The sequence below is a fragment of the Microbacterium sp. Root53 genome, from assembly GCF_001426925.1.
Taxonomy (GTDB): domain Bacteria; phylum Actinomycetota; class Actinomycetes; order Actinomycetales; family Microbacteriaceae; genus Microbacterium.
On sequence record NZ_LMFR01000023.1, the window covers coordinates 37,986 to 49,962 of the forward strand.

An 11,977-nucleotide genomic window follows, 5' to 3' on the forward strand; every position below is an offset into this window, starting at 1 on the left:
GTCTTCTAATTCAAGCTGTCGACGATGGGGCGGAACTTGACTCGGGTCTCGAGCAGCTCCGCCTCGGGGAGGCTGCCCGCCACGATGCCGCCGCCGGCGTGGGCGGTGACGGATCGCGTCGCAGACGGGTCCGTCGGCGCGCCGGCGTCCGCCGGGCCGAACTGCGCGCACCGCAGCGCGATCGCCCATTCGCCGTCGCCCTCGGCGTCGATCCAGCCCACGGGTCCGGCGTAGCGGCCCCGATCGAACGGCTCGATGCGGCGGATCGCGGCCATGGCGGCGTCGCGCGGCGTGCCGGCGACCGCGGCGGTGGGATGCAGGGCGCGCACCATGTCGAGCGCGCTGGAGCCGTTCGACAGCGTGCCCTCGACGTCGGTCGCGAGGTGCCACAGGTTCGGCAGCTTGAGCGTGAACGGCTGCTCGGCGGCCGCGAGCGCGGAGGTGTGCGGGCGGAGCGCGTCGACGACGGACCGCACCGCGTACTCGTGCTCGTCGATGTCCTTCTGGTTCGTGGCGAGCTCGGACGTGATCGCGGTGTCCTCGTCCGCGTCGGCGCCCCGCGGTCGGGTGCCCGCGAGCACGCGCGCCGTGACCTCGCCGCCGTGCACCGTGACGAGCGTCTCGGGGCTCGCCCCGACGATGCCGTCGACCGCGAACGCCCACGTGTCGGGGTAGCCGGTCGCCAGCGCGCGGACGAGCCGGCGGAGGTCGGCGTGCGCCGGCACCGTGCCGGCGATGTCGCGGGCGATCACGATCTTCTGCGCCTCGCCGCGCTCGATCGCCGCGAGCGCGGCGCGCACCGCGTCGCCGTGCGCGGCGGGATCCATCCGGCCCGGCCCGAGCGTCGCGGACCAGTGCGCGCCGTACTCGGTCGGCCCGAACGCGACATCCCCCGGGGCCTCCGCGCGCCGGATCCGCGTGATCCACGATCGGCCGCGGCGCCGCCCGACGATCACGCTGGGCACGATCAGGGTGCTGGGCAGCGCGGACGAGTCGTCGAAGGCGAACGCACCGAACGCGATCAGCCCCGTGCCGTGGAGCCGGACCTCGTCGTGCACCTCGGCGGCGGCGGCGATCTCGCGCCAGGCGTCGGCCACCGTCGCGATCCGGCTCCGGCCGTCGACGCGGATCGCGAGCGCCTCGCCCCAGCCGGCCATGCCGTCGCCGCGCCGCTGCCAGATCAGCGGGTTCCGCGCGTCGGTCCACGGCAGCAGGTCCTCGACCGCATCGATCTCGCGCGTCTCGACCACGAGGCGCGGGGGAGTGCTCGATGCTGTCGCGCTGCCCGACGGCGGAGCGGGGCGCGAGTCGGTCACCTGCCCAGCTTAGTTCGGCACCCGCGGGCCTAGGCTCGAGGGATGGACCGTACGGCCGCCGGCACGCCGCTCACCTTCCGCTGGCGCAAGTGGGACGGGTCGCCCCACTGGCAGCACGAGTGCGTGTACCTCGGCGCCGACGAGTACGGCGACTGGCTGGGGCAGGTTCCGGGGTCGCACAGCTTCCGCCCGGGGCGCGAGATCACGCTGCGGGCGCCCAGCGTCGTCCTGCTCCCCGCCGGGCGCGAGGACTACGTGCTGACCTTCAACGGCGAGCCGGAGCTGACGCGCGTGTACATCGACATCGCGTGGGCCGTGGGCTGGGACGACGGCGACCAGCCGGTCGCGATCGACATGGACCTCGACGTGGTGCGCCGCCTCGACTACCGCGGCGTGTACATCGACGACGAGGACGAGTGGGAGGAGCACCGCGTCCGCTACGGCTACCCGGCGCGCGTGATCGAGCTGCTCGAGGCCACGGCGCACGACCTCGCGGCGCGCGTGCGCGCGCACGAGGAGCCGTTCGACGACGCCACCGCCGAACGGTGGTTCGCGGTGCTGGCAGGGCTCGCGCGCTGAGCGCCGTCCGGATGCCGCGGCCGCCGTCTCCACGGATGAACCGCCTGACCGCCCGCGCCTAGACTCGAGGGCGTGAAGCACCGCGACCCCCGCCCCGCAGCCAACCGCGCCGATCTCGGCAAGGACCCGGCGCGCGTGAGCGGCATGTTCGATCAGGTCGCCGCCCGCTACGACGTCACCAACACCGTGCTCAGCGTCGGCAACGACCAGCTGTGGCGCGCCGCCACGACGCGGGCTGTGGCGCCCCGGCCCGGCGAGCGCATCCTGGATCTCGCGGCCGGGACCGGCGCGTCGTCCGTCTCGCTGGCGCGCAGCGGCGCGCAGGTCGTCGCCGCCGACTTCTCGCCCGGGATGATCGCGGAGGGCCGCCGTCGTCACGGCGCGGTGCGCAACCTGACCTTCGTCGAGGCCGACGCGACGGCCCTGCCGTTCGCCGACGGGGAGTTCGACGCCGTGACCATGTCGTTCGGGCTCCGCAACGTCGACCGGCCGAAGCAGGCCATCGCCGAGCTGCTGCGCGTCACCAAGCCCGGCGGCCGCCTCGTGATCTGCGAGTTCTCGCACCCGCCGCGGCCCGCGTTCCGCGGCCTCTACCGCTTCTACAACGACCGCGTGCTGCCGCGGATCGCCCGCGCCATCAGCTCGAACACCGAGGCGTACGACTACCTCAACGAGTCGATCAGGGCCTGGCCGGATCAGCGCACGCTCGCGTCCTGGATCCGGGACGCCGGATGGACGGACGTCGCGTGGCGCGACCTGAGCTTCGGCATCGTCGCGCTGCACCGCGCGATCAAGCCCGCCGAGGTCGCCGCGTCCGCGGGCGACGGCGACCAGGGGGCGGACCCCGCCGGTAGGCTGGACGCGTGACTCCGAGCCCATCCGCGCCGGGCTCGCCGATGGCGAAGCCCTCGATCCCGGGCTCGCGCATCGCGAGCCGCTTCGGCCTCAGCGAGCGCGTGTTCGCCGGCCCGGGAGCGAAGAAGCTCATCGCGACGATCGAGGACGGGCTCGAGGCCGTCGAGCGTCAGCTGGCCGAGGAGCTGCGATCCACGGATCGACTGGTCGACGCGACGAGCCGCTACCTCTACGAGGCCGGCGGCAAGCGCGTGCGACCCATGCTCACGATGCTGTCCGCGCAGCTCGGCGACGGCGCCATCCCGGCCGTGATCGACGCGGCCACGGCACTCGAGCTCACGCACCTCGGGTCGCTGTACCACGACGACGTCATGGACGGCGCCGACCGGCGCCGCGGCGTCGCGAGCGCCCATCAGGTGTGGGGCAACAGCATCGCGATCCTCACCGGCGACCTGCTCTTCTCGCGCGCCAGCCAGATCATGGCGCGGCTCGGCGAGCGGGCCATGGCGCTGCAGGCCGACACGTTCGAGCGCCTGGTCCTCGGCCAGATGCACGAGACCGTGGGGGCGCAGCCTGGCGACGACCCCATCGAGTTCTACATCCAGGTGCTGGCGGACAAGACGGGATCGCTCATCGCCGCCTCGGCGCAGGCCGGCGCCATCTTCGCGAACGCCGACGAGGCCTACCGCGAGCCGCTGCGCGTCTACGGCGAGAAGGTCGGCGTCGCGTTCCAGCTCCTGGACGACGTGATCGACCTCTCCGCCGATCCGGCCGAGACCGGCAAGGTGCCGGGCACCGACCTGCGCGCGGGCGTCCCGACCATGCCGTATCTCCTGCTCGCCGAGGACGGGGGCGCCGACGCCCGCTCGCTCACCGAGCGCATCGACGAGGGCGTGGACCGGATCGCCGCGGGCGAGGACCCGGCGATCCTGGACGAGCCGCTCGCCGCGCTGCGCGATCACGAGGCCACCGCCCGCACGCGCGAGCTCGCGCTCACCTGGACCCGCGAGGCCATCGAGGCGCTCGCCCCGCTGCCCCGCGGGGGAGTGCGCGAGGCGCTCACGCGGTTCGCCGAGTCGCTCGTCGACCGCAGCAGCTGACCGGTCCCGCGGCGCGGCATCCGCTCAGCCGGCCGCGCGAGACTTGTGAACGCAGATCCACGAAAGGGACCTCTCCATGACCAAGCTGAGGCTGGCCATCGTCGGCGCGGGACCCGCCGGCATCTACGCCGCGGACATCCTGCTCAAGACCGAGCGGAAGTTCGACGTCTCGATCGACCTGTTCGAGCACCTGCCCGCGCCCTACGGTCTCGTCCGGTACGGCGTCGCGCCGGACCACCCGCGGATCAAGGGCGTCATCAACGCGCTGCGCGAGGTGCTCGACCGGGGCGACATCCGGATCTTCGGCAACGTCCGCTTCGGCGAGGACATCACGCTCGACGACCTCAAGCACCACTACAACGCAGTGATCTTCGCGACCGGCGCCGTGCGCGACGCCGACCTGAACATCCCGGGGATCGACGCCGAGGGCTCGTTCGGTGCGGCCGACTTCGTGAGCTGGTTCGACGGCCACCCCGACGTGCCGCGCACGTGGCCGCTCACCGCCTCGTCTGTCGGCGTGATCGGCAACGGCAACGTGGCGCTCGACATCTCGCGCATCCTGGCCAAGCACGCGATCGACCTGCTGCCGACCGAGGTGCCGCAGAACGTCTACGAGATCCTCGAGGCCTCGCCCGTGACCGACGTGCACGTGTTCGGACGCCGCGGCCCCGCGCAGGTGAAGTTCACGCCGCTCGAGCTGCGCGAGCTCGGCGAGCTGCGCGACGTCGACATGGTCGTGTACGACGAGGACTTCGACTACGACGAGGCGTCGAAGGCCGCCGTCGAGACGAACAAGCAGGTCAAGGTCATCGACCGCATCCTGCAGTCGTGGCGCCAGCGCGACTCCGTCAACAACGCGGGCGGCACGGCGTCGCGCCGACTGCACCTGCACTTCTGGGCCAAGCCGCTCGAGGTGAAGAAGGACGAGCAGGGTCGCGTGGCCGCGCTCGTGTACGAGCGCACCCGGCCCGACGGCCAGGGCGGCGTGGTCGGCACGGGCGAGATCCGCGAGATCCCGATGGGTCAGCTGTACCGCGCCGTCGGCTACTTCGGTTCGCCGCTGCCCGGCGTCCCGTTCGACGAGCGCCACGGCGTGATCCCGAACCACGAGGGCCAGGTGCTCTCGCCGGACTCGAACGAGCGCATCCCCGGCATGTACGCGACCGGATGGATCAAGCGCGGCCCGGTGGGTCTGATCGGCCACACCAAGTCGGACGCGATGGAGACCATCCAGCACCTGGTCAACGGCCAGGGTTCGTGGTGGCAGCCAGCCGACCCGTCGGAGGAGGCGATCCCGCGGCTCCTCGCCGAGCGCGGCATCGCCTGGACCGACCTCGAGGGCTGGCACCGCCTCGACGAGCACGAGATCGCGCTGGGCGCGCCGGAGGGCCGCGCGCGCATCAAGGTCGTCCCGCGCGACGAGATGATCCGGATCTCGCGCGGCGAGTGATCCGCTGAGTCGACGAAGCGCCCGGTCCCTTCCACAGGAACCGGGCGCTTCCTCCATCCGGTGAGATCACACGGAACCGGCGACGTCACCCGTATCCGGATGTGACGTCGCCGGCCACATGGGATCTCGCGCGGGCGGATGCGACGTCAGCGCGCGGTGCCGGCGGACGACGCGCGGCGAGGGCCGCGGCGGGTCGGGGTCGTCGCCGACGACGCGGGGCGCTGGGCGCCCTGGCCGGTCGACGTGCTGTACATCGGCGCCGGCTGGCCGCCGCGCGCCTGGCCCTGGGAAGAGCCCTGGCCCTGGCGACGCTGCTCGCCCGAGCGCTGGCCCTGACCGCCGCGACGGCCGCCCTGGCGGACCGCGGTCTCGCCGGGGCGCTCGCTGCGCGCGGCGCGCTTGCGGCGCGCGTTGGCGCCCTGCGACGTGCCGGGAGCCGTGGCCTCCGGCGCGTTGCCCACGCCCGGACCGCCCGGGCGGGGAGCGACGCGCTCGGCGACCTCGCCGATCAGCTCGACGACCTGCGGGCTGGTGGTGGTGACCGCCTGCGGCTTGGCGCCGATGCCGGCGCGGCGCAGCAGCACCTCGGTGTCCTTGCGCTGCGACGGCAGCATCAGCGTCACGACGTCACCGGCCGCGCCCGCGCGCGCCGTGCGGCCCGAGCGGTGCAGGTAGGCCTTGTGCTCGGCCGGCGGGTCGACGTGCACGACCAGGTCGACGCCGTCGACGTGCACGCCACGCGCGGCGACGTCGGTCGCGACGAGCACCTTGACGGCGCCCGACGAGAAGTCGGCGAGGTTGCGGTCGCGGGCGTTCTGCGACAGGTTGCCGTGCAGGTCGACCGCGGGGATGCCGCCCGACGTGAGCTGGCGGGCCAGCTTCTTCGCCTGGTGCTTCGTGCGGGTGAACAGGATGCGGCGGGCGGTGCCCGACGCGAGCGCCTTGACCAGCTCGGTCTTCGCCTCGGGCGAGGACGACTCGAACACGTGGTGCGTCATCGCCGGGACGGGCGACTCCGCCGGATCGATCGCGTGGCTGACCGGGTTCGACAGGAATTTCTTGACCAGCTTGTCCACGCCGTTGTCGAGCGTGGCGGAGAAGAACATCCGCTGGCCGCCGGCCGGCGTCTTCGAGAGGAGGCGGGTGACGCCCGGGAGGAAGCCGAGATCGGCCATGTGGTCGGCCTCGTCGAGGACGGTCACGGCGATGCGGTCGAGCTTCACGATGCCCTGGCCGATCAGGTCCTCGAGGCGGCCGGGGCAGGCCACGACGATGTCCACGCCGCGGGCGAACGCGGCCTCCTGCGGCTTCTGCGAGACGCCGCCGAACACCGTGGTGACGGTGAGGCCGGCCGCCTTCGCGAGGGGCTCGACCGTGCGGGTGATCTGCGTGGCGAGCTCGCGCGTGGGGGCGAGGACGAGCGCGGAGGGCGTGCCGGCGCGACGGGTCACGCGGGCGGCGGCGAGGCGCGCGACCAGCGGGATCGCGAAGGCGAGCGTCTTGCCCGATCCGGTCTTGCCGCGGCCGAGCACGTCGCGCCCGGCGAGGGTCGACGGCAGCGTCTCGCGCTGGATGGGGAAGGGGGTCGGGCGCTCCATCGCGACGAGCGCGTCGACGAGCACCGAGGGGACGCCGAGGTCGGCGAAGGTGGGGTTCTGCGTGGGCGCAGAGGTCATGTGTTGTCTTTCCGATGGGCCGGCCGGGATCGCGCGCAGGGGCGCGGCGCCGTCAGGCGCTGCAGGGCCGGTGGGAGGCGAACTCGGCGGATGCCGGATCCGTTCGCCGCGGCAGGAGTGTGGAGCGCGGGCCGTGGCCGGCGCGCCCTGGTCTCGGGGAGACCTGTCGAGACACGACGATGCGCGCGAGATCCGCGCGCAGTGGCCAGGCTAGCACGCGGGGATGCGGGCGCCCTGTGAGCAGCCGGTCCCGGCCGCGCCCCTCCGCACCCCTAGGCTGTCGACCATGCGCGTCCTGCTCCCGACGACGGCCGCCGCGATCGCGGTCGTCGCCGCCCTCCTCGCCCCCGCCCCGGCCTCCGCAGCCGGCCCCGAGATCGGCGGCTATGGCGACGACTACTTCCTCAACGACGGCTGGAGCGGCACCGCCAACCAGGTCTACGACTACGGACTGCCCGGCGACGGCGCCGTCGTCGGCGACTGGAACGGGGACCGGGTCGACACGATCGGCGTGCGGCGCGGCAGCTTCTACCTGCTCGCCGACCGCCACGGCGTGGAGGCCCCCGCGCACAGCTTCATCTACGGGCGCCCCGCGGACGTGACGCTGGTCGGCGACTGGAACGGCGACGGCCGTGACACGCTCGCGGTCCGGCGCGGCAACACCTACTACTTCAACGACGAGCTGACGGGCGGCGACGCGAGCGCGGTGATCCGCTACGGCCGGGCCGACGACCAGGTGCTGGTCGGCGACTGGGACGGCGACGGGCGGGACACGCTCGGCGTGCGGCGCGGCAACGTGTTCTACCTGCGCAACGTTCTCGCGGGCGGCGAGGCCGACATCCGCGTGCCGTACGGCAAGGCCGAGGACGTCGTCTACGTCGGCGACTGGAACGGCGACCGCGTCGACACCCTGGCGGTGCGCCGCGAGGCGCGGTACTTCGTGAAGGACGACTTCACTGGCGGCGAGGCGGACCGCGTGCTCACGTACGGCCGCCCGGGCGACGCCACGCTCGTGGGCGACTGGAACGGCGACGGCGCCGACACGCTCGGCGTGCGGCGCGGATCGCGCCCCGCGGCCAACGTGGTGTCGTGGGCCGACGGCACGTACGGCGCGTTCGGCGCCACCACCACGATCGGATCCGGGAACCGCACGATCGCGCTGCCGTCGTCGGCGCGCCGAGGACTCGTCACGATCGCGTCGGCGGACACGCGCCTGACGGTCGACGTCGTGGCGGCCGACGGCACCGCCCAGCGGATCGTCGGGGGCGTGGCCGGAGCCCGCACGGCGCTGTGGGGCGACCCGGCCGGGGGCGACGCGCGCTCCATCCGGATCTCGTCGACCGGCGCGTGGGTCGTCACGCTCCACCCGGTGAGCTCCCTCGAAGCGCTCGAGAGCGCCGGCGACGGCAGCGAGCTCGCGCTCTACGGCGGAGCGCTGACCGCGACGCACTCGGCCGACGGATCGCTACAGGTCCTCCAGTACGTGTCGCGGCGCCCGGCGGCCGGGTCCCTCGCGCCGCTGTACCCGGACGAGCGCCGCACGGTCGTGACGGGGGTGCGCGCCGCATCCGGATCCGGCACCCTCGCCGCCGGGCCGTCGATCGTGGACGTGGGCGTCGGCACGTGGCGGCTCGCGCTGCCCGCGCCCCCGCCGGCCCCCTCCTCGCTCCCGCAGCCCACCTCCGTGCCCAAGTCGTCGGTCGTGTTCCCCCTGGCGGGGGAGTACCGGCTCAGCCGCACCATCACCGAGACGCACAACGGCGCCGACCTGCTTCAGCCCGCGTGGTCGCCGATCCACGCGGTGGCGGACGGGGTGGTGTCCTTCACCGGATGGTCCGGCGGCTACGGCAACCTCGTCACCGTCCGGCACGTCGTCGACGGCAAGCCCGTCGAGACACGCTCGGCGCACATGATCAACACGCCCCCGGTGCGCGCCGGGCAGCGCGTGGTGGCGGGCCAGATCATCGGCTACATGGGCTCGACCGGAAACTCCACGGCGAACCACCTCCACATCGAGGTGCGCGTGGACGGTCAGATCGTCGACCCGATGCAGTGGCTGCCGGTGGAGCGCTGAGCCCCTCGCCTCTGACGTGCCGCCCGGTCAGTCGCGCGGGCGGGCCGTCGAGTCGCGCACGCGGAGCTCGAAGGGGAGGGGCAGGTCCGAGGCGACCGCGTCGTCCTCGCCCGGCTCGAGCTGCGCCATCAGGATGTCGACCGCCAGCGCGCCCTGCTCCCGCGGGAACTGCGCGATGGTCGTGAGGCCGAAGAACTCGGACTGGTCGTGGTCGTCGACCCCGACGATCGACACGTCGTGAGGCACGCTGAGCCCCAGGTCGCGCGCGGCGAGCATCGCTCCGAACGCCATCTCGTCCGACGCCGCGAAGATCGCGGTGGGACGGTCGCGGAGCGGAGCCCCCAGGAGCTGCTTGGCGGCACGGTAGCCGCCCTGCACGGTGAAGTCCGCGTTCGCGATCAGGCGCGGGGAGGCGTCGAGCCCGGCCTCGTGCAGTGCGGACTCCCAGCCATGGCGGCGCTTGGTGGGCAGGTGGAAGTCGGCATCGGACGCGCGGTCGCCGCCGATCAGCCCGATGCGGCGGTGATCCAGGCCGATCAGGTGCTCGGTCGCGAGCCGCGCCACGGCGACGTCGTCGATCGCGAGCGTGCGCACGCCCGGGATGGGCCCGCCGACGCCGACGAGGGGCTTGCCCAGCGTGTGCAGGCGCGTCACCTCGGGCTCGGTGAGCTCGAGCGAAACCGCGATCACGGCGTCGACCCGCTGGCGCAGCAGGAAGTGCTCGAACACCGTGCGCCGCTCGTCGCCGTCGCCCGCGAGGTTGTAGAGCGTGACGTCGTAGCCCGAGCGCATCAGGCGCTGCTGGGCGCCCTCGAGCACGGTCGTGAAGTACCAGCGGTTCAGGAACGGCAGCACGATCCCGACGTTGCGGGTCCGGCCGCTGGCCAGGCTCGACGCGGCCTGCGAGACCACGTATCCGAGCTCGCGCGCCGCCGCGACCACGCGTTCGCGCGCCGCGGCCGACACGTGCCCGCGGCCGGAGAGGGCGCGCGACACGGTCGCCGTGGAGACCCCGGCCAGCCGTGCCACCTCGGCGATGCTCATGTCCCGCGCCCTCCCGTTCCGGATCAGTCGTTCGCGAGCCAGACGGCGGTGTCCGTCGGCACGGCGTCGCCCTCGAGGGGCGCGCTCGACACCAGCACGCGGGCTCCCGCGGGCAGGGCGACCGGCTCGGCGCCGAGGTTCGCGATCACCGTGACGGGCCCGCTGCGGAACGCGACGGTGTCGGCCGGGGCGTCCTCGATCCAGGAGAACTCGGCCGCCGCGACGCCGTGCTCGCGACGCAGGCGCAGCAGCGCGCGGTACAGGTTGAGGGTCGACGCCGGGTCCGCGTCCTGGGCGTCGCGCGCGAGGCCGTGCCACTCGGCCGGCTGCGGCAGCCACGACGCGCCCGTCGCGTTGAAGCCGTACGCGGGGGCGTCGGCCTCCCACGGGATCGGCACTCGGCAGCCGTCGCGCCCGTAGCGCTCGCCCTTGGTGCGGAACCAGGTCGGATCCTGGCGGGCGTCGTCGGGGAGGTCGATGACCTCGGGCAGGCCCAGCTCCTCGCCCTGGTACAGGTACGCGGATCCGGGCAGCGCCAGCATGAGCGTGGTCGCGGCGCGGGCGCGGCGCAGACCCACCACGGGGTCCGGCTTGCCCTTCGAGAGCGGGCCGATGCCGTGACCCTGCGGGTGCTCGGCGCCGAGCGCAAGGCGCGACGCGTGGCGGATCACGTCGTGGTTCGAGAGCACCCAGGTGGTGGGGGCGCCGACGCCGCCGAATGCCTCGAACGACACGTCGATCACCTCGTGCAGCTGCTCGGCGTCCCACTCCGCCATCAGGTACGGGAAGTTGAACGCCTGGTGCATCTCGTCGGGGCGGACCCAGAGGGCCGTCTCCTCGGCCGTCGGCATCCACGCCTCGGCGCACAGCGCCCGGTCGCCCGGGTACTCCTCGAGCAGGCGGTGCCAGTCGCGGTAGATCTCGTGCACGCCCTCCTGGCCCCAGTAGGGCACGGGCTCCTGACCGCCCATGGAGTCCGAGTCCTCCGGCGGCATGTAGTCGGGCAGCTCGTCGTGCTTGACGAGGCCGTGGGCCACGTCGACGCGGAACCCGTCGACGCCGCGGTCGAGCCAGAAGCGCAGGATGCGACGGAACTCCTCCTGGACCTCGGGGTTCGCCCAGTCGAAGTCGGGCTGCGACGAGTCGAACAGGTGGAGGTACCACTGGCCCGGCCGGCCGTCCGCCTCCGTGATGCGGGTCCACGCGGGGCCGCCGAACACGGACTGCCAGTTGTTCGGGGGCAGCTCGCCGTCCTCGCCCTGGCCGTCGCGGAACATGTACCGCGCGCGCTCGGGGCTGCCGGGCGCCGCCGCCAGCGCGGCCTGGAACCACGCGTGCTGGTCGGACGAGTGGTTGGGGACGAGGTCCACGATCACGCGGATGCCGCGCTCGTGGGCCGCCGCGAGCATCGCGTCGAAGTCGGCGAGGGTGCCGAACAGCGGGTCGACGTCGCAGTAGTCGGCGACGTCGTAGCCGGCGTCCTTCTGCGGCGAGGTCATGAAGGGCGAGAGCCAGATGGCGTCCACGCCGAGGTCGCGCAGCGCGTCCAGGCGCGACGTGATGCCCGGCAGGTCGCCGATCCCGTCGCCGTTCGCGTCGGCGAAGGAGCGGGGATAGATCTGGTAGATCGCGGCGGTGCGCCACCACTCGCGGGGGGAGGCCTGGGCGGCCGGCGCCGACTCGACGCTGAGTTCCACGGAAGTCATGGAATCGGACTCTACGGGAAACTCCCGGTGTATGGAAACGCTTGCAGTTCAGGTTCGCCCAGGTGTGCATCACGAATCCGTATCGAACGGCCGATTGCGCAGATCCGGTGGTTTGCGGATCGCCCCACGGCATGCAACCCTGTAACCGCTTGCAGAAACCTGGCAGGGCTGCCGGGG

Annotated in this window: 9 protein-coding genes; 5 read left to right on the forward strand and 4 right to left on the reverse strand. The window is 73.3% G+C overall.

What is annotated here, in order from left to right:
- Window positions 1-5 precede the first annotated feature (5 nt).
- Window positions 6-1,250, reverse strand: coding sequence for an isochorismate synthase (locus ASD19_RS11070; protein ID WP_055992616.1), 1,245 nt, complete (start codon window positions 1,248-1,250; stop codon window positions 6-8).
- Between the two features lie 108 nt (window positions 1,251-1,358).
- On the opposite strand from ASD19_RS11070, the gene ASD19_RS11075 reads away from it, so the two are divergent.
- The 4 genes from ASD19_RS11075 to ASD19_RS11090 all read left to right on the forward strand — a co-directional run bounded on the left by ASD19_RS11075 (window position 1,359) and on the right by ASD19_RS11090 (window position 5,300).
- Window positions 1,359-1,895: a DUF402 domain-containing protein gene (locus tag ASD19_RS11075; RefSeq protein ID WP_055992619.1), complete on the forward strand. Its 537-nt coding sequence runs from the start codon at window positions 1,359-1,361 to the stop codon at window positions 1,893-1,895.
- A gap of 72 nt (window positions 1,896-1,967) precedes the next feature.
- Window positions 1,968-2,762, forward strand: coding sequence for a demethylmenaquinone methyltransferase (locus ASD19_RS11080; protein WP_055992622.1), 795 nt, complete (start codon window positions 1,968-1,970; stop codon window positions 2,760-2,762).
- Between the two features lie 29 nt (window positions 2,763-2,791).
- Window positions 2,792-3,850 (forward strand): polyprenyl synthetase family protein, encoded by a 1,059-nt coding sequence (locus ASD19_RS11085; protein ID WP_055992625.1) that lies wholly within the window; start codon window positions 2,792-2,794, stop codon window positions 3,848-3,850.
- Between the two features lie 76 nt (window positions 3,851-3,926).
- On the forward strand, window positions 3,927-5,300 hold the full coding sequence (locus tag ASD19_RS11090; protein ID WP_055992628.1) for an FAD-dependent oxidoreductase: 1,374 nt from the start codon (window positions 3,927-3,929) through the stop codon (window positions 5,298-5,300).
- A 146-nt stretch (window positions 5,301-5,446) separates the two neighbouring features.
- Here ASD19_RS11090 and ASD19_RS11095 read toward each other — a convergent pair whose 3' ends face one another.
- Window positions 5,447-6,976: a DEAD/DEAH box helicase gene (locus ASD19_RS11095; RefSeq protein WP_055992631.1), complete on the reverse strand. Its 1,530-nt coding sequence runs from the start codon at window positions 6,974-6,976 to the stop codon at window positions 5,447-5,449.
- Window positions 6,977-7,262: 286 nt separating this feature from the next.
- Between ASD19_RS11095 and ASD19_RS11100 the strand changes: the two genes are divergently transcribed.
- A complete protein-coding gene (locus ASD19_RS11100) occupies window positions 7,263-9,050 on the forward strand; it encodes a M23 family metallopeptidase (RefSeq protein ID WP_055992633.1) in 1,788 nt (595 codons plus the stop codon).
- Window positions 9,051-9,077: 27 nt separating this feature from the next.
- Here ASD19_RS11100 and ASD19_RS11105 read toward each other — a convergent pair whose 3' ends face one another.
- Window positions 9,078-10,094, reverse strand: a complete 1,017-nt coding sequence (locus ASD19_RS11105; protein ID WP_055992636.1) for a LacI family DNA-binding transcriptional regulator — start codon at window positions 10,092-10,094, stop codon at window positions 9,078-9,080.
- A 23-nt stretch (window positions 10,095-10,117) separates the two neighbouring features.
- Window positions 10,118-11,800, reverse strand: coding sequence for a glycoside hydrolase family 13 protein (locus ASD19_RS11110; RefSeq protein ID WP_055992639.1), 1,683 nt, complete (start codon window positions 11,798-11,800; stop codon window positions 10,118-10,120).
- Window positions 11,801-11,977 lie beyond the last annotated feature (177 nt).

Excerpts from the sequence above, each read along its gene's own strand:
- ASD19_RS11075 (WP_055992619.1), top strand. The coding sequence starts at position 1,359 with ATGGACCGTACGGCCGCCGGCACGCCGCTCACCTTCCGCTGGCGCAAG.
- ASD19_RS11085 (WP_055992625.1), top strand. The coding sequence starts at position 2,792 with ATGGCGAAGCCCTCGATCCCGGGCTCGCGCATCGCGAGCCGCTTCGGC.
- ASD19_RS11090 (WP_055992628.1), top strand. The coding sequence starts at position 3,927 with ATGACCAAGCTGAGGCTGGCCATCGTCGGCGCGGGACCCGCCGGCATC.
- ASD19_RS11095 (WP_055992631.1), bottom strand. The coding sequence starts at position 6,976 with ATGACCTCTGCGCCCACGCAGAACCCCACCTTCGCCGACCTCGGCGTC.
- ASD19_RS11100 (WP_055992633.1), top strand. The coding sequence starts at position 7,263 with ATGCGCGTCCTGCTCCCGACGACGGCCGCCGCGATCGCGGTCGTCGCC.
- ASD19_RS11105 (WP_055992636.1), bottom strand. The coding sequence starts at position 10,094 with ATGAGCATCGCCGAGGTGGCACGGCTGGCCGGGGTCTCCACGGCGACC.
- ASD19_RS11110 (WP_055992639.1), bottom strand. The coding sequence starts at position 11,800 with ATGACTTCCGTGGAACTCAGCGTCGAGTCGGCGCCGGCCGCCCAGGCC.